The sequence below is a fragment of the Nonlabens dokdonensis DSW-6 genome (genome assembly GCF_000332115.1).
In the GTDB taxonomy this organism is placed as follows: domain Bacteria; phylum Bacteroidota; class Bacteroidia; order Flavobacteriales; family Flavobacteriaceae; genus Nonlabens; species Nonlabens dokdonensis.
This window is the reverse complement of the sequence record NC_020156.1, coordinates 664,889-678,945: the sequence shown is the minus strand read 5'-3', so window position 1 is coordinate 678,945 and position 14,057 is coordinate 664,889. Positions and strand designations below refer to the sequence as shown.

Annotated in this window: 15 protein-coding genes; 7 read left to right on the top strand and 8 right to left on the bottom strand. The window is 35.2% G+C overall.

All coding sequences use genetic code 11. The annotated features are described in order from the left end of the window. The first annotated feature begins 10 nt into the window (after window positions 1–10). The 5 genes from DDD_RS02955 (at window position 11) to DDD_RS02935 (ending at window position 5,792) form a co-directional block, all read left to right on the top strand. A complete protein-coding gene (locus tag DDD_RS02955; RefSeq protein WP_015361251.1) occupies window positions 11–370 on the top strand; it encodes a hypothetical protein in 360 nt (119 codons plus the stop codon). A 10-nt stretch (window positions 371–380) separates the two neighbouring features. Beyond that, window positions 381–1,028 carry a response regulator gene (locus DDD_RS02950; protein ID WP_015361250.1) on the top strand — a complete coding sequence of 216 codons (648 nt, stop codon included), beginning with the start codon at window positions 381–383 and terminating at the stop codon, window positions 1,026–1,028. 73 nt (window positions 1,029–1,101) lie between these two features. Continuing rightward, window positions 1,102–3,027 (top strand): ATP-binding protein, encoded by a 1,926-nt coding sequence (locus tag DDD_RS02945; protein WP_041566878.1) that lies wholly within the window; start codon window positions 1,102–1,104, stop codon window positions 3,025–3,027. A gap of 99 nt (window positions 3,028–3,126) precedes the next feature. After that, window positions 3,127–5,079 (top strand): ATP-binding protein, encoded by a 1,953-nt coding sequence (locus DDD_RS02940; RefSeq protein ID WP_041566877.1) that lies wholly within the window; start codon window positions 3,127–3,129, stop codon window positions 5,077–5,079. Window positions 5,080–5,093: 14 nt separating this feature from the next. Beyond that, the gene (locus tag DDD_RS02935; protein ID WP_015361246.1) at window positions 5,094–5,792 is read left to right on the top strand and encodes a sensor histidine kinase; all 699 of its coding nucleotides are present in this window, start codon (window positions 5,094–5,096) and stop codon (window positions 5,790–5,792) included. Here the strand turns inward: DDD_RS02935 and DDD_RS02930 are convergent. After that, a complete protein-coding gene (locus DDD_RS02930; protein WP_015361245.1) occupies window positions 5,764–7,416 on the bottom strand; it encodes an aromatic amino acid hydroxylase in 1,653 nt (550 codons plus the stop codon). The two genes, DDD_RS02935 and DDD_RS02930, sit on opposite strands and share 29 nt — an antisense overlap. Window positions 7,417–7,523: 107 nt before the next feature. On the opposite strand from DDD_RS02930, the gene DDD_RS02925 reads away from it, so the two are divergent. After that, window positions 7,524–8,087: a TetR/AcrR family transcriptional regulator gene (locus DDD_RS02925; RefSeq protein WP_015361244.1), complete on the top strand. Its 564-nt coding sequence runs from the start codon at window positions 7,524–7,526 to the stop codon at window positions 8,085–8,087. On the opposite strand, the gene DDD_RS02920 is transcribed toward DDD_RS02925, so the two are convergent. Further along, window positions 8,077–9,192 carry an alkene reductase gene (locus DDD_RS02920; protein WP_015361243.1) on the bottom strand — a complete coding sequence of 372 codons (1,116 nt, stop codon included), beginning with the start codon at window positions 9,190–9,192 and terminating at the stop codon, window positions 8,077–8,079. The genes DDD_RS02925 and DDD_RS02920 overlap by 11 nt on opposite strands. 160 nt (window positions 9,193–9,352) lie before the next feature. On the opposite strand from DDD_RS02920, the gene DDD_RS02915 reads away from it, so the two are divergent. Continuing rightward, the gene (locus DDD_RS02915) at window positions 9,353–10,441 is read left to right on the top strand and encodes a hypothetical protein (protein WP_015361242.1); all 1,089 of its coding nucleotides are present in this window, start codon (window positions 9,353–9,355) and stop codon (window positions 10,439–10,441) included. Window positions 10,442–10,509: 68 nt separating this feature from the next. Here DDD_RS02915 and hisIE read toward each other — a convergent pair whose 3' ends face one another. Genes hisIE through DDD_RS02885 form a run of 6 tightly spaced genes read right to left on the bottom strand, consistent with a single transcriptional unit; the run spans window position 10,510 to window position 14,034 of the window. Beyond that, complete coding sequence (gene hisIE, locus DDD_RS02910; protein ID WP_015361241.1) at window positions 10,510–11,124, bottom strand: bifunctional phosphoribosyl-AMP cyclohydrolase/phosphoribosyl-ATP diphosphatase HisIE; 615 nt, start codon at window positions 11,122–11,124, stop codon at window positions 10,510–10,512. After that, window positions 11,114–11,530 carry a type II toxin-antitoxin system VapC family toxin gene (locus tag DDD_RS02905; protein ID WP_015361240.1) on the bottom strand — a complete coding sequence of 139 codons (417 nt, stop codon included), beginning with the start codon at window positions 11,528–11,530 and terminating at the stop codon, window positions 11,114–11,116. The genes hisIE and DDD_RS02905 overlap by 11 nt, the downstream gene beginning before the upstream one ends. Then, the gene (locus tag DDD_RS17195; protein WP_015361239.1) at window positions 11,527–11,820 is read right to left on the bottom strand and encodes a DUF6364 family protein; all 294 of its coding nucleotides are present in this window, start codon (window positions 11,818–11,820) and stop codon (window positions 11,527–11,529) included. Before DDD_RS17195 ends, DDD_RS02905 begins: the two co-directional genes overlap by 4 nt. 33 nt (window positions 11,821–11,853) lie before the next feature. After that, window positions 11,854–12,672 carry an imidazole glycerol phosphate synthase subunit HisF gene (gene hisF / locus DDD_RS02895; RefSeq protein ID WP_015361238.1) on the bottom strand — a complete coding sequence of 273 codons (819 nt, stop codon included), beginning with the start codon at window positions 12,670–12,672 and terminating at the stop codon, window positions 11,854–11,856. A 35-nt stretch (window positions 12,673–12,707) separates the two neighbouring features. Next, window positions 12,708–13,253 carry a GNAT family N-acetyltransferase gene (locus tag DDD_RS02890; RefSeq protein ID WP_015361237.1) on the bottom strand — a complete coding sequence of 182 codons (546 nt, stop codon included), beginning with the start codon at window positions 13,251–13,253 and terminating at the stop codon, window positions 12,708–12,710. Next, window positions 13,246–14,034, bottom strand: coding sequence for a 1-(5-phosphoribosyl)-5-[(5-phosphoribosylamino)methylideneamino]imidazole-4-carboxamide isomerase (locus DDD_RS02885; RefSeq protein ID WP_041567305.1), 789 nt, complete (start codon window positions 14,032–14,034; stop codon window positions 13,246–13,248). The genes DDD_RS02890 and DDD_RS02885 overlap by 8 nt, the downstream gene beginning before the upstream one ends. Window positions 14,035–14,057: the final 23 nt, after the last annotated feature.

Here is a 14,057-nt window from a genome sequence, read left to right as displayed (position 1 = left end):
ATCCCAGTTCATGCATTTTACGTACATAGCAGCTCCAGCCTTACATTCTTTCCAGCCCATTTACTATGGACTGGTACTCCTGTGCGTTAGTATTCTAATTTTTGTGATACGACAAGAAGCTAAAGCAACGAAGGTAGCAAACTCCTTACAGAGTAGATATCTAGAAATACAACTCAAACTTTCTACAACTACTCAAAACAACAATAACTCTCATAAGCTTATGTCTATGGAGTTAGACGCCATCAACAAATCTTTTAGTACTTTTAAAAATAATAACAGTGCCGATTTTAAGAATCTAGGACTAGAACAAGCTGCATTAGAGTGTTCATTTCTTCTAAAAACTTATCAACGCATCTGGGAGAAACTGTAAAAACAAGATTATGAAAATAAGATATGCTATAGTAGATGATAATTCTTTTCTTCTTCATGCTACCAAAGAGAAGCTGTCTTTTTTTCAAGACTTTGATTTAAGATTTACTGCAATTCATGGGCAAGATTGTATGGAGCAACTCGCTGCAAATTCAAACGTAGATTTGATTCTCATGGATATAGAAATGCCAGTTATGGATGGTGTAGAAGCGACCATGCTGGTTAAGAAAACCTATCCGCAAATTAAAGTAGTTATGTTAACCGTTTTTGATAACGACGAGTTGATCTTTAACGCTATTCAAGCAGGTGCAGATGGATATTTACTCAAGGACGTCGATCCAGAATCTTTAAAAAATGGAATTTTAGAAACACTAGATGGTGGCGCAGCCATGACACCATCCATTGCGCAAAAAACTTTAAGATTGCTCAGGAATCCAGTTCAGTTTCAAAAGCAAGCTCAAGAAGATTTTCAACTTACAGAAAGAGAGGTAGAAGTACTGGAACAATTAGGCAAAGGTTTGAGCTACACAAAAATTGCAGATAATTTATTCTTATCGCCCAGCACTGTGCGCAAGCACATTGAGAATATTTATAAAAAGCTTCAAGTACATTCTAAGTTAGAGGCTGTTGAAAAAGCCAAAAAGAATAATCTTATTTAAAAAGTTTGCTTTTATTATGCTTTCGCGAAAGCGAGATCGCAACCAATATTTATACCTATATTAATTTCTTTAAATGAAATATCTATTATCCATTCTTTTGTTTTTATGTTTCTCGTTAAGTTTTGGACAACAAAGAACAAAAGATTCCTTGAGCATCGCTAGTGAATTAGATAAAGCTCAAAAACTCATAGGTCAAAGCAAGTATAAGGATGCTCAAGCGATATATGACCGCGTGCAACCCTCGTTAGAAAGAATATCATCCTATGATCTGACAGTAAAATATTATGGAGATCAAGGAATTTTAAATTTTTACCAAGGTGATTTTACAGGCGCTTTTTCAAAATTTGAAATGGCTTACGAGCAAGCTGTAGATAATAAACACGAGATAGACCAAATGAGGTACCTCAATAATATGGGTGCAGCTATGACTTATAAAGGCGATCTTAAAGGAAGTGTATCGGTTCAGGAAAAATCTATTACCCTTGCAAAAAAGCTCAATGATACCTTACAGTTATCAAAGTCATTGAATAATTTGGGATTGGTATATGATGAGATGGGAGAATTAGATAGAGCTTTGGGACTGTATGAAAAAGCTATTAAATTAAAACTGACACTTGGTTTAAAAGAAGAGGCACTTACTACCAGACTTAATATAGCTGGTATTAAATTGGCTCTAGGTAAAAAAAAGGACAGTTCGTTGATCCAGTCAGCACTGTATGAATATCAACAAATTCTTAAAGATGCGCAAGAGTTAGATAAACCTAAAACAACACTTCAGGCGCTTAATAATTCTGCTATTATATATAAAATTCAAGGTGATACTGCTCGTGCTATGTCAGTATATAAAGATGTGTTTAAAAAAGCAGAATTACTCAAAGATGATGAGGTCTATCGAGTTGCAGCTCTCAACCTAGGTATTAATTATTATCAAAAGCATGAAGACGATATAGCAGCAAAATACCTATTCATTGCAGAGCCTATCATAGAATCCAACAGTATGCCTACCGAAAGGGCAAAGTTGTATAAGTATTTGTCTTATTTGTATAAAGCTCAAGGAAATGACGATAAAGCCTATAGTTATCTTGAATCTTATACGCTTGCAAAAGATTCTTTGTCTAACGAATTGCTACAAGATAAAATAGCAAACTTTGAAATAAAATATAGTACTGCCGAAAAGGAACAGGAAATCTTAAAACAACGCGCCACACTAGCAGAAAAAGCATTAGAAATTCAGAAAAGTAATCAAGTCATTACCTTAGTTAGTGTAGGAGCAGTATTTATTTTTTTGTTAGGGCTCTTATTTTACAGACAGCAGAAAATAAAAAATGCCCAGCTCACAAAAGAAAAAGAACTAGAAAAGGCGATGGCTCAAATAGAAATACAAAACAAGTTGCAAGAACAACGTTTAAGGATTTCCAGAGATCTTCATGATAACATAGGTAGCCAGCTTACGTTTCTTATTTCATCAATAGATAATTTAAATTATGGTCAAAAATTAGGAAGGCAAACTACAAGCGAGAAATTATCAGAGTTGAGCAATTATACGAGAACAACCATCGATGAACTTAGAGATACTATCTGGGCGATGAATAAAAACAACATTTCCATAGACGATATTCATGACCGTACCAACACGATGGTTGCAAAAATTAATATCAATTCGCAAGATTCCTTTTTAGTTGAAACTCAGTTTGAAGAAAATATGAATATTACTTTTAATGCAATTCAAGGCATGCATATTTTCAGAATTATTCAAGAGTCTCTCAACAACGCCATAAAGTATGCACAAGCTCACTTAATTCTAATAAAGTCGGCTAAGGAAGAGAATAATTTAATTATTACAATTATTGATAACGGTAAAGGTTTTGACATAGAGCAGCAATCCTTAGGTAACGGTCTCAAGAATATGCAAGATCGAGCATCAATGATGGAGTCTAACTTAGAAATCACAAGTACTTTGCAAGAAGGAACACATGTTGCACTTACTATACCTATATAACTCAAAATGATTAAGAAGTCTTCTAGGAATTCCGCTTTCGCGAAAGCGAGATAAAAATCAGTAATTCAACTATTTGTAAAAATTGCGTATTTTTCTATCATGAAGAACAGTTTAGTATTTTTGGTTTTGATGATAGGTTTATTAAGCCAGGCACAGCAATCCATAGTCGATTCACTTGTGCAAAATGCTGCTGTTCAAATTACAGATTCACTCAAAATTGATAAACTTCACAAGGATTTCTTTAAGTACGTCTATTCAAAACCAAAAGTTGCTAACCAAATAGCTGATTATACTATAGCAAATACGAAGGTTGAGAATTCACCTTATCAACATGCTCAGAGTCTTATAAGGAAAGGAATATATTATGATGTAGTATCAAAAAAGGACAGTGCACTTCTCTTGTATGATCGTGCGATGGAAATAGCAGCACCACGTAAGGATTATATTTCTATGGGTAATGTGTATAATGACAAAGGCTTAGTATACTGGAATCGTGACGAACTTGAACTAGCGATGGAGCAATATGTTTTAGGTGCTGAGGTTTTTGAAAAAGTAGACTATGATCGTGGTCTATCGAGTATTTATAATAATATGGGGCTTATTCTTTATGATTTAGGGAGATATACGGAATCTAAAACAAGCCATTTAAAAGCCCTGAAGATAAGAGAGCGATTGAAAGATACTTACGGTCTAGGAGCGAGTTATTCTAATTTATCTAATGTGGCTAAGAGGCTAGATCAACGAGATTCCACTCAATATTATATGCGTAAAGCTATCGAGATTAAGAAAGAATCTAATGATAAAAGAGGTCTTGCCATTGCTTATCAAAACTTAGGTATAGATTTTAGAGATGCGAGAGTTCTAGATAGCGCAATTTTCTATTCTGAAAAAGCTCAAATATTGTATGAAGAAATTAATAATAAAAGACTTTCTGCAAATAATTTAGTAACCTTAGCTGAAATGTTTCAGCTAGATGGACAGTACGAGAAAGGTATTGATCGTATCAAGCAAGGAATATTATTAATAAAAGAAGATCAACACAAGCAGCTTGCAGAAATGGAGGTCATTAAAGGCCGACTTCATGCTTACAACAAGGATTTTAAAGAGAGTGCAGCCGCTTATGCAAGAGCATTAGAGCATCGTGATTCTTATGAAGAGACCGAGCGTACAGCACAAGCACAAGAATATTATGAAAAATATCAGTCTGCTCAGAAAGAACAAGAAATTGCCGAGCAACGTGCTCAACTTGCTGAGAATGACCTGAAATTACAACGCCGCAATCAGACCATTTATCTGCTGATAGGAGGCGCTATTCTCATAGGTCTTCTAGGGTTCTTCTTTATGCGTCAACGACAAATAAAAAGCGAGCAAAAAGCAAAAGAAAAGGAACTAGAATTAGCCCTTGCAAAAATAGAAACTCAAAATAAATTGCACGAACAACGATTACGTATTTCTAGAGATTTACATGATAATATAGGTAGCCAACTCACTTTTTTAATTTCTTCTTTAGATAACTTGAAGTATGCTCAAAATCTAGATGCAAATGTTACAAATAGCAAGTTAGCTTCACTTAGTGGCTTCACTAGAAATACCATTGGAGAATTGAGAGACACGATCTGGGCGATGAATAAAAACAAAATTTCATTAGAAGATATTGAGGAAAGAACCACTTCTATGATCGCTCAATTTAACGCTACAAATAATGATCAAATTATATGGAATGTTGAATTTGATGCTGCTAATGTTGTGATTTTTAATTCAGTTAACGGAATGCATGTTTTTAGAATCATTCAAGAAGCGATCAATAATGCTTTAAAATATGCAGAAGCCAATGAGATTTCAATATATGCAACTTCAGACGATCAAGATGTGCATATTACTATAAAAGACAATGGTAAAGGTTTTGAACTAGACAACTATCAACCTGGTAATGGAATCAAAAATATGAAGGAACGTGCGAGATTGATAAATTCGGTATTAGATCTTTCAAGTAAAAAAGATGCTGGTACAACAATTCAGTTTTCTATACCTAGCGATTCTTATAGTAAATAGACTAATTTAGTTAGATGGAAAATTGGTTGTTATATGTTTTTTTGGGATTAACTTTAGGTGTTGTTATTTCTTTAATTTGGAGTGAAATAGATCGTTCTCAAGCTGTTGAATTAAATAACAGTAGAAAATCTTATTACGAGAAACAGCGTCAAGATATTCTTGAAGAACTGGCAAAAAAGCAGTTAGATTCATCTTCAGCAAAAAAATGTGCAATAACTTTATTATATCAGTTTGCTGCTAGCAAGAATAACTTTTCTCTTAAAGATTTAGAGCTTTGCACAGAACAGCTGCAAGAGTTATATAAAGTGAATCTTGAATTTGAAGGCGTTTTTACAAGAAACTTTCCAGAGAAAGAAAACTTGAACTTTGAGCCGAAACAAGCTCTACAATTATTGATAATCATTAATGAAGGTATGCATAACGCTGCTATTCATTCGCAAGCCAACTTTATTTTTACCATTCTATCAATAGAAAGCGAAAAATTGAACTTAATTACCCATGATAATGGAAGTGGATATGATCGTAAACTTATTCCTGACGGTGAAGGAATCAAATTGATAAAAAACGCTACTCAAAAACTAGGTGGAGACCTCAAATTAACAAGCACCATAGGTAATGGCACTGTTGTCAATGTTGAAATATCAATTTCGCAAAGAGATTCCCGTCAATCTAAAACTGATTTTATCAACCAATCAACTCCTCTATCTCCTTGATAAGCAACCACTGCTCAGGATATTCTTGCTGTACTTGATTTTTCAAATTCTCTAAGAGTGATTTGTTGATTTTATCTTCCTCGCGATAGTGACGTATTTTTTCATAAAGTGATTGAATTTCAACCTCTTTCTTAGAAACCTTTGGTTTTATAGTCTTCGTATCACTTTCATGGTATACCAGATCAAAACTGTAATAGTCTGCTGGGCCGGCATAAGCGCTTACGATTTCTTTACCTACCGCAAGATTGAGCATTCCATCTGCTGGAGAGAAAAGTACTTCATCTTTATAGGTGACAGTACAATCTGTAAACTGTATGAGCATTAATTTACCGTTGATATTACGTTGTCCAGTAACGTTCAATCCTTCTACTCTTATGCCACTTTCATAAGTGAATTCAATGCGCTCGTTATCATAAAAGTTATAAGCTTGCAAATCTCTAGGTCCCATGTCCTCAATAGCAAGATTAATTCCTTTGAGTTTTCCTAGAGGTGATAAAAACCCTTGTTTATGAGTGGCTCTTCCATGACCTATCAATTCTTTTTCTCGATAAGCAAGCGCACTTTCTCCTGTGGTTTCAAAATAAACAACGTCATTATCATCATTAGTAATCATGCGAGTAAAAACGCCGCTTACCTGCAATCCTGTACTGATTTCTATAGTTCCTAAAGACTTCGAATTAATCAATTTCTGTAAACCACGATGTCCACCTTTACGCACTGCCATGGTGTTAGCAAATTCTTCCAGTACTTCACTTAGATGAGCAAAATTAGGTGTTACATAAAGATGAGGTTGCTTGCGTGTGATGTCAAAATCTTGATATGCCGCATCAATAGAATAAGGTCTTTTTTCAACTTCTTTTTCAAGACAGCTTTTACTTTCTCCTATACTAGAAAGTAATCCAGCACCATATAATTTGGGGTCTTCTAGAGTTCCCACAAGTCCATATTCTACCGTCCACCAGTGTAAGTTCCTTATCAAAGACATTTCACTAGGTTCTACTTTTTTGTTTTGTAGGCGTTCTATTTCTGCTTCTGCAGCATTAATTTGTTCCTCTAAAACCTCATCTTTTTTCTCGCTACGGACTTCTTTGAGAATAGATATTTTGCGAACTGCTTCATACATCTCATGATCGTGTGCACTAGAAATCGCTTTGCTTCCTATCTCGCCAAAACGTCTTAAATATTCTGCATAATCTGGACTTGCGATGATAGGTGCATGACCAGCTGCTTCATGAATAATATCTGGCGCAGGAGTGTATTCAATGTTATCTAGTTTTCTAATATCGGCCGCAATAACGAGTATTTTATAGGCTTGAAATTCCATAAACGCCGCTGGCGGAATAAATCCGTCTACTGCAACAGCTGCCCAGCCTATTTCTTTTAAAATGCGATTCATTCCATACATGGATGGTATGGTATCTATAGAAATTCCAGTTTTTTGCAAACCGCTTAGGTACGAACCATGTGCCACTTTACTTAAGAAGTCTACGTTTTTGCGCATCACATGTCGCCATACCGCTTGATCTTGATAGGTATAAAGTTCATAACTTTGTGGCTTTATAAATTGCTTAAGATGAGGCGGCAATCGCTCAATTAATGGATTAGTTTCTATATGCTCTAGCATGCTGATAGGATAAAGCTCAAAGCTAGTACAAAATCGTTTATTTTAAGGATTGTTTCTAGTTATTAAATCAAATTTATGATAGACTTCTTCTCTTATATTTGCATTTCATGACACGCAAAAAACAGATTTTACAAACCGCAGCTCTACTTTTTAAAGAACGTGGTTATAGCGCGGTTACCATGCGTGACCTTGCTGCGGCGATGGATATGAAAGCGGCTAGTTTATACAATCATATTTCTGGTAAACAAGAGATTCTTGCCACGCTCATTCTCGAGGTGGCTCACGAGTTTACTACTGGTATGGATGCGGTAGAGCTGGATGATAAGTCCGCTTTCGCGAAAGCGGAACAACTCATTCTTCTCCACATAAAAATAGCACTAGAATACACAAATGCACTTGCCGTATTAAATACTGACTGGATGCATCTAGAAGGAGCGGCCTACCAAGAATACATACTGCTGCGCAAGACTTATGAGCTAGATTTTAAAAAGATTTTACAAAGCGGGATTTCTACTGGTGAGTTTAAAAACATCAGTGTAGAAACGATGCTTTTTAATCTTCTAAGCACATTAAGATCTATCTATTTATGGATACCAAAAAAGTCGGCCACCGAAGTAGCCGACCTTAAAAAAGAGTTGCCTCAAATTTTACTTACTGGTATTAGTTCTTAGCTTTTTCTTCTTCTAAAGTAGGATAGTCTGTATAACCTTCACGGCCTTGTGAATAAAAAGTTTCTTGATTCCAGTCTGCAGTTTCTGCTTTTAACTCAAATCTATGTGCTAGATCTGGATTTGAGATAAATAACTTTCCATAGGCGACTAAATCTGCATGACCATCTTCAATCACTTGATTACCTGACTCGCGATCAAATTCATTATTGATCATTAAATTTCCTTTGTAAATAGGACGGTAATGTTTGGCAATATCTGATTCTAAAAAGTTGACACCACTTACATCTGTAAAAGGTTCTGATAAATGAACATAAGCGAGATCGTGATCGTTTAATTTGTTTACAAGATAATCAAAAAACGGAATCGTATCTGGTGTTCCTTCAATTCCAAAAACACCGTGTAAAGATGGATTCAATCTGCAACCTATTCTGTTTTCTGGAAAAGATTCTTTTACCGCTTCTAAAACTTCGAAGAAAAAACGAACTTTGTTTTCATTGCTTCCACCATAATCATCTGTTCTTAAGTTAGATTGATTATTAAAAAATTGATGGATTAAATAACCGTTAGAACTATGGATTTCAACTCCATCAAATCCCGCTTTTTTAGCATTTGCAGCAGCATGACCAAATTCTTTTACAGTTTGCTTAATTTCTTCTACAGTCATCTCATGAGGGACCTCTGTCTTTTTCTTTTCTCCGTAGGCGTTTCTTAACTCTGTTTCAGGATTAACAGCACTTGGTGCCCATGGTAGTTGTCCATCATGATAGTCTGGTAGGGAAGTGCGGCCTACATGCCATAGTTGGAGAAATATTTTACCATCAGCTTCATGGACGCTTTCTACTACTTTTTTCCAGCCTTCTACTTGTGCGTCATTAAAGATTCCTGCTACAAAAGGATAACCTCTAGCTTTTTCTGAAACTTCACTTCCTTCTGTTATTATTAAACCAGCACCTGCGCGTTGTGTGTAATAATCAATATGTTTTTGATCTGGAGCTTGATGTTCGTTAGTCGCTCTACATCTAGTCATAGGAGCCATAATAACTCTATTCTTTAATTCTACTGCTCCTATAGTTATGGGTTGTAATAATGCTTGGTCTTTGCTCATAATTAGTTTTTATTTTAAAGGTATTACACAAGGCTCTCTTTAGGGTTAATAAGGAGTTAATTAGAATTACTTTATAATACGGCAATTGACCTATTACAAGAGAGTTTTTTCATCTACATCTTTGAGTTATTAATAGACGTTCCATTTAAAACATGAAAAGATGACTAAAAAAATAACGATTTGCGTTTTGGCCTTTTTAGCTTTTGGCCTGTTTGCAAAATCACAGAACTTAGGAGAATTAAAATCCAAAGTAGCTAACTCAGGACAAAACCCTAAAAAGAAAGCCTCCAAAGAAGTGTACATCTCTAACTTTAATGTTCTTGTAGAAATATACAGAGAAGATACAGATTACAAGGCAAAACGCGAGTTTAGAGGTAAAGGAAGAGGTGAAGCCAAAGCTAACGCAGCACTTGGATTAAGTGGCGTAGATGCTATTAAATTACAGGAAAAAGTAGATCAGTTGTATAAGGAATTAGTAGCCGACCTAGAAAGTAAAGGTTTTACCATCTTAGAAGCAGACGCTGTAAAGGATACTAAATTTTATAAAAAAGCAATTCCGCTTAATGGACCAGTTTTAAGAGAAAGTGCTAATCCTGGAATGCTAGAAATTATCCCTACTAATTTTAAAGGGTACGCAAGTGTTAAGGATGCTGAAGGGACTTCGTCCAAAAAAAGCGGATTGTTCTCTGGTTTTAAAGCTGTTGGGAAAGCAGTTTCTGGCGGTAATAATGCACTTTCTAAAGAAATAAACGACGCCATCGTTTTAGATATCAATTTAGTTATGAGCTGGAGTGAAACAGGTGGATCGTGGTTAAAAAGTTTAGGAGGAGCAAACGCTCGTATAAAAACTAATTTGACTTTAGGTTCTAAAGCTATTACAGCACCTAAGAAAAAAGGTATAAGATTTAAAGGTGCAGAAGATGTTTATAATTTAGAAACAGATTTTAACCTATCTCAAGGCTCAGGATTAAGAAAAACAGTCTGGAAAGGATATCTTAAAAAACCTCTAACGATTGAAGGCGTCATAGAAGATACTAAAGTAGAAAGCTACAATAGAGGTGAAGCTTCTCAATCGTATGATGTAGGGAATATTTATACAGTCACTTACTGGGAAAGCACCATATCAGAAAATGCCAAAATGGTTGCGGTAGATCCTGACAAATTTGCAAATGCTCTTTACCTATCCGGCAAAACTTTTATAGATGATCAATTGAATTATATGTTTGAGAAATACTCAAAAGTGAAGTAATTATTAAGTGGGAATCAAGTAAAGCCTTGATTTCATAAACCGCAAGTTTAGGGGACTTGCGGTTTTATTTATTGATGCCTTTTAGCAAGTTCTTTCTCAATATCGCTTAATGAGTAGCCTTTTGCTTTAAGTAATACTAGGTAGTGATACATTAGATCACCAGCTTCATAAATAAAGTCTTCTTCTCTACCATTTATAGCATCGATTACCGTTTCTACTGCTTCTTCACCTACTTTTTGAGCTACTTTATTAATTCCTTTTTGGATTAATGAATAGGTGTAAGAACCTTCTACTTGATCGTCAATACGCTGGTGAATAGTTTTTTCAAGATCGTTAATAGTAAAATTGTTCTCGCTTTCGCGAAAGCGAGACTCATCACCATCATCAAAACAACTTACCTTACCAGTATGACAAGTAGGTCCATGTGCATTTGCTTTTATAAGAATGGTATCCTGATCACAATCGATTTTTATAGCTACCACATCCAAAAAATTATGAGAAGATTCTCCTTTAGTCCAAAGTCGTTGTTTGCTACGTGAGTAAAAAGTCACTCTATTTTCTGCTTGAGTTTTTTCAAATGCCTCTTGATTCATATAACCTAGCATCAATACTTCTTTGCTAGTTGCATCTTGTATGATTACAGGTAGTAAATTATCGTTGTTCTTATTGAATTTAGGAGTCATATTGCGTTAAAAATAGTGTTGGTGTTAATACTTTGAGGTAAGATTTTTTAAATCCTTTTTTGTCTCTAGTTATGATGTGCGTGCATTGATTTTCAATCGCACAAGCATTATGCAATGCATCTTCAAAATCTACAAAGCCAGATTGAAATGAGGTGTCTAATTGATTTTGAGTCATATCTTCTACTTTACAAAAAGAGTTGATACTTTCTATCTTTTTCTTGGTTATATTTTGATTTCTAATAATTTGCTGACCAAGATAATAGGTGTTGGAAATACATAATGTATTGGTTACCATTTCATAGTTATTTTCTAAGCAAAAGGTTACAAATGCAGTGGCACTGTTATAAAATGGTTTACGTTCAGTTAAAATATCTATTAATATGTTAGCGTCTATAAACAATTTCATTGCTTATCTAGATTTAAGTATTTTTTCAAGCGTTCTTCATGAATTTCATTTCTTTCTTCTTTAGGAGATTTGATAGAAATGTTGCTTTTTTCAAAATAATCTGTACCTGTCTCCATAGCCTTTAATAGAGGATGAATAGGTATATCATATTTATTCATTCCTTCCTCAGTTATTTTTGTGCGTAACATTTCTTCAATAAACTTAGATAAACTAGTGCCATTTTCCTTGACATATTGCTTAGCAAGTTCAATGATCTCTTTATCCAGTTTTAAAGTAAGTTTTGCATCCATTATAAAGTACTTTTTACAAATATACGTATTAAATTAAATTAAAGTACGTATAGAAACACCTTTGTCTGCGAGCTGCTTTTTCAATTCCGGAATGGGCAATTCTCCAAAATGAAATATACTCGCTGCAAGTCCAGCACTCGCTTCTGTGTCTTTAAATAAATCTGTAAAATGAGCACTTGTTCCTCCACCACCTGATGCAATGATCGGAATACTCAATTTTCTCGAAATAGTATCTGTAAGTTCTAGAGCAAAACCATTTTTTGTACCATCATGATCCATACTGGTAAGCAAGATTTCTCCAGCACCTAATCGTTCAATTTCTTGACACCAAGAAATGGTTTCTAGTTCTGTCTCTACACGTCCACCAGCTACGAAGACTTTATTCCGCACTTGATGCGAAATCTCATCGAAGGTTATGTCTTGATTTTGTTTTTCGTTTTGATTTTGTTTTTTCTTCGTATCCACCGCAACAACTACACACTGACTGCCCAGCTCCGCAGCGAGTTCACTAATTAGTTCTGGTCTTTTTACGGCAGCACTATTGATAGCTATTTTATCAGCACCAGCTTTAATGATTTCTTTGGCAAGAGCTACGTCGTTAATTCCGCCACCTACAGTAAATGGAATATTTAAAACAGCAGCGATTTCACGAACTAGCGGTACTAAAGTGTCACGCTTCTCTATAGTTGCTGTAATATCTAGAAAACACAACTCGTCAGCACCTTGAGCAGCATATTGCTTTGCAAGTTCTACAGGATCACCAGCATCTCGCAATCCAACAAAGTTAATTCCTTTTACCGTACGTCCATCCTTAATATCAAGGCATGGTATAATTCTTTTTTTTAAACTCATATGGTCAAGCCGCTGCAGAGCGGCTTCGCTATAAATTAATCTCGATTTTTATCTAAATATTCTTCTTCCAATATCCCAAACTCATAATTATCGCTCCATCCGGTTTTTAAAGGCAAGTTTTTTCTTTGAACTCCTTCTACCACAAAGCCACATTTTTCAAGAACTTTTTTTGATGCATGATTTTCAATAGCGCAACCTGCTTCAACTCTATGAAGTTGATACTCTTCAAAACAAGCTTTTAATAATCGAGTTATTGTTTCAGTAGCATAACCTTGATTCCAAAACTTAGGATTAAACTTCATCCAAAGCTCTGCTTTTTTATACTTAGGTTGACCAAATAAAATACCAGAGATACCTATAAATTCACTATTATCTGTTAACCGAATGGAATAGGTGAGCTTACTAATGTTTTCTTGTTGATGATCCTCGATTTTTGCATCTAGTAAATCTTTAGTTACTTGAATACTATCAGGTAATCCCATAGTGTTGAATTGATCTACCTCAGGTATTAAATTCAGCTCATGTAACTCTTCTAAATCGCTTATCTCTAAAAGCTTGTAAGTTAATCGTTCACTATACAAATTCTCTCAATTCTTTAAATGTAATTCTACCTTCATAAAATGCTTTTCCCACAATAGCTCCTTCACAACCCATTTCGCGCAAGCGGTATAGGTCTTCTATGACAGCAACACCACCAGATGCGATTAATTTTAAGCCCCATTGTCCTGCGGACATTTCCCCAATAGGGAAAGGATTTCCATTCTTAGTTTCCCTTCCTCTGGAAGGGATTAAGGGTTGGCTTAGAATCTCCTTATACAACTCATTACTAGTTCCAGCAAGCATACCGTCTTTTGCAATATCGGTACAAATCACATACTCGATTCCTTTTTTATTCCATTCTTTGATGAATTCTATCACCTCTAACTCGCTACTTTCTAGCCAGCCGTGTGTGGCGATCATTCCATCCTTAGCATCTGCTCCTAGGATGATCTTATCAGTACCATATCTAGAAATCCAACCTTCAAAAGTTGCAGCATCTTTTACAGCGATACTACCGCCAGTAACTTGTTTTGCACCACTTTCAAATACGACTTTTATGTCTTCGTCAGTTTTCACTCCACCGCCAAAATCAACATGCAAACCTGTCTGTCCAGCGATGCGCTCCAGCACTTTCCAGTTCACCACATGGCTGCTTTTTGCTCCATCTAGATCTACTAAGTGCAAGTGCTTTATTCCATTTGCTTCAAATTCTTTTGCAACTTCTAGTGGGTCTTCATTATAAACCGTTTTTTGGTTGTAATCGCCTTGTGATAGACGTACACATTTACCGTCTATAATATCTATTGCTGGTATAATTCTCATAAGCCAAATTCCTGCGCAGGCAG

Bases quoted from the DNA above. Each gene is read 5' to 3' on its own strand.
- DDD_RS02885 (WP_041567305.1), bottom strand. From the start codon at position 14,034: ATGAGAATTATACCAGCAATAGATATTATAGACGGTAAATGTGTACGT.
- DDD_RS02920 (WP_015361243.1), bottom strand. From the start codon at position 9,192: ATGAGCAAAGACCAAGCATTATTACAACCCATAACTATAGGAGCAGTA.
- DDD_RS02955 (WP_015361251.1), top strand. From the start codon at position 11: ATGCATTTTACGTACATAGCAGCTCCAGCCTTACATTCTTTCCAGCCC.
- DDD_RS02930 (WP_015361245.1), bottom strand. From the start codon at position 7,416: ATGCTAGAGCATATAGAAACTAATCCATTAATTGAGCGATTGCCGCCT.
- hisIE (WP_015361241.1), bottom strand. From the start codon at position 11,124: ATGACTCCTAAATTCAATAAGAACAACGATAATTTACTACCTGTAATC.
- DDD_RS02945 (WP_041566878.1), top strand. From the start codon at position 1,102: ATGAAATATCTATTATCCATTCTTTTGTTTTTATGTTTCTCGTTAAGT.
- hisF (WP_015361238.1), bottom strand. From the start codon at position 12,672: ATGAGTTTAAAAAAAAGAATTATACCATGCCTTGATATTAAGGATGGA.
- DDD_RS02905 (WP_015361240.1), bottom strand. From the start codon at position 11,530: ATGAAATTGTTTATAGACGCTAACATATTAATAGATATTTTAACTGAA.
- DDD_RS17195 (WP_015361239.1), bottom strand. From the start codon at position 11,820: ATGGATGCAAAACTTACTTTAAAACTGGATAAAGAGATCATTGAACTT.
- DDD_RS02935 (WP_015361246.1), top strand. From the start codon at position 5,094: ATGGAAAATTGGTTGTTATATGTTTTTTTGGGATTAACTTTAGGTGTT.
- DDD_RS02950 (WP_015361250.1), top strand. From the start codon at position 381: ATGAAAATAAGATATGCTATAGTAGATGATAATTCTTTTCTTCTTCAT.
- DDD_RS02940 (WP_041566877.1), top strand. From the start codon at position 3,127: ATGAAGAACAGTTTAGTATTTTTGGTTTTGATGATAGGTTTATTAAGC.
- DDD_RS02915 (WP_015361242.1), top strand. From the start codon at position 9,353: ATGACTAAAAAAATAACGATTTGCGTTTTGGCCTTTTTAGCTTTTGGC.
- DDD_RS02925 (WP_015361244.1), top strand. From the start codon at position 7,524: ATGACACGCAAAAAACAGATTTTACAAACCGCAGCTCTACTTTTTAAA.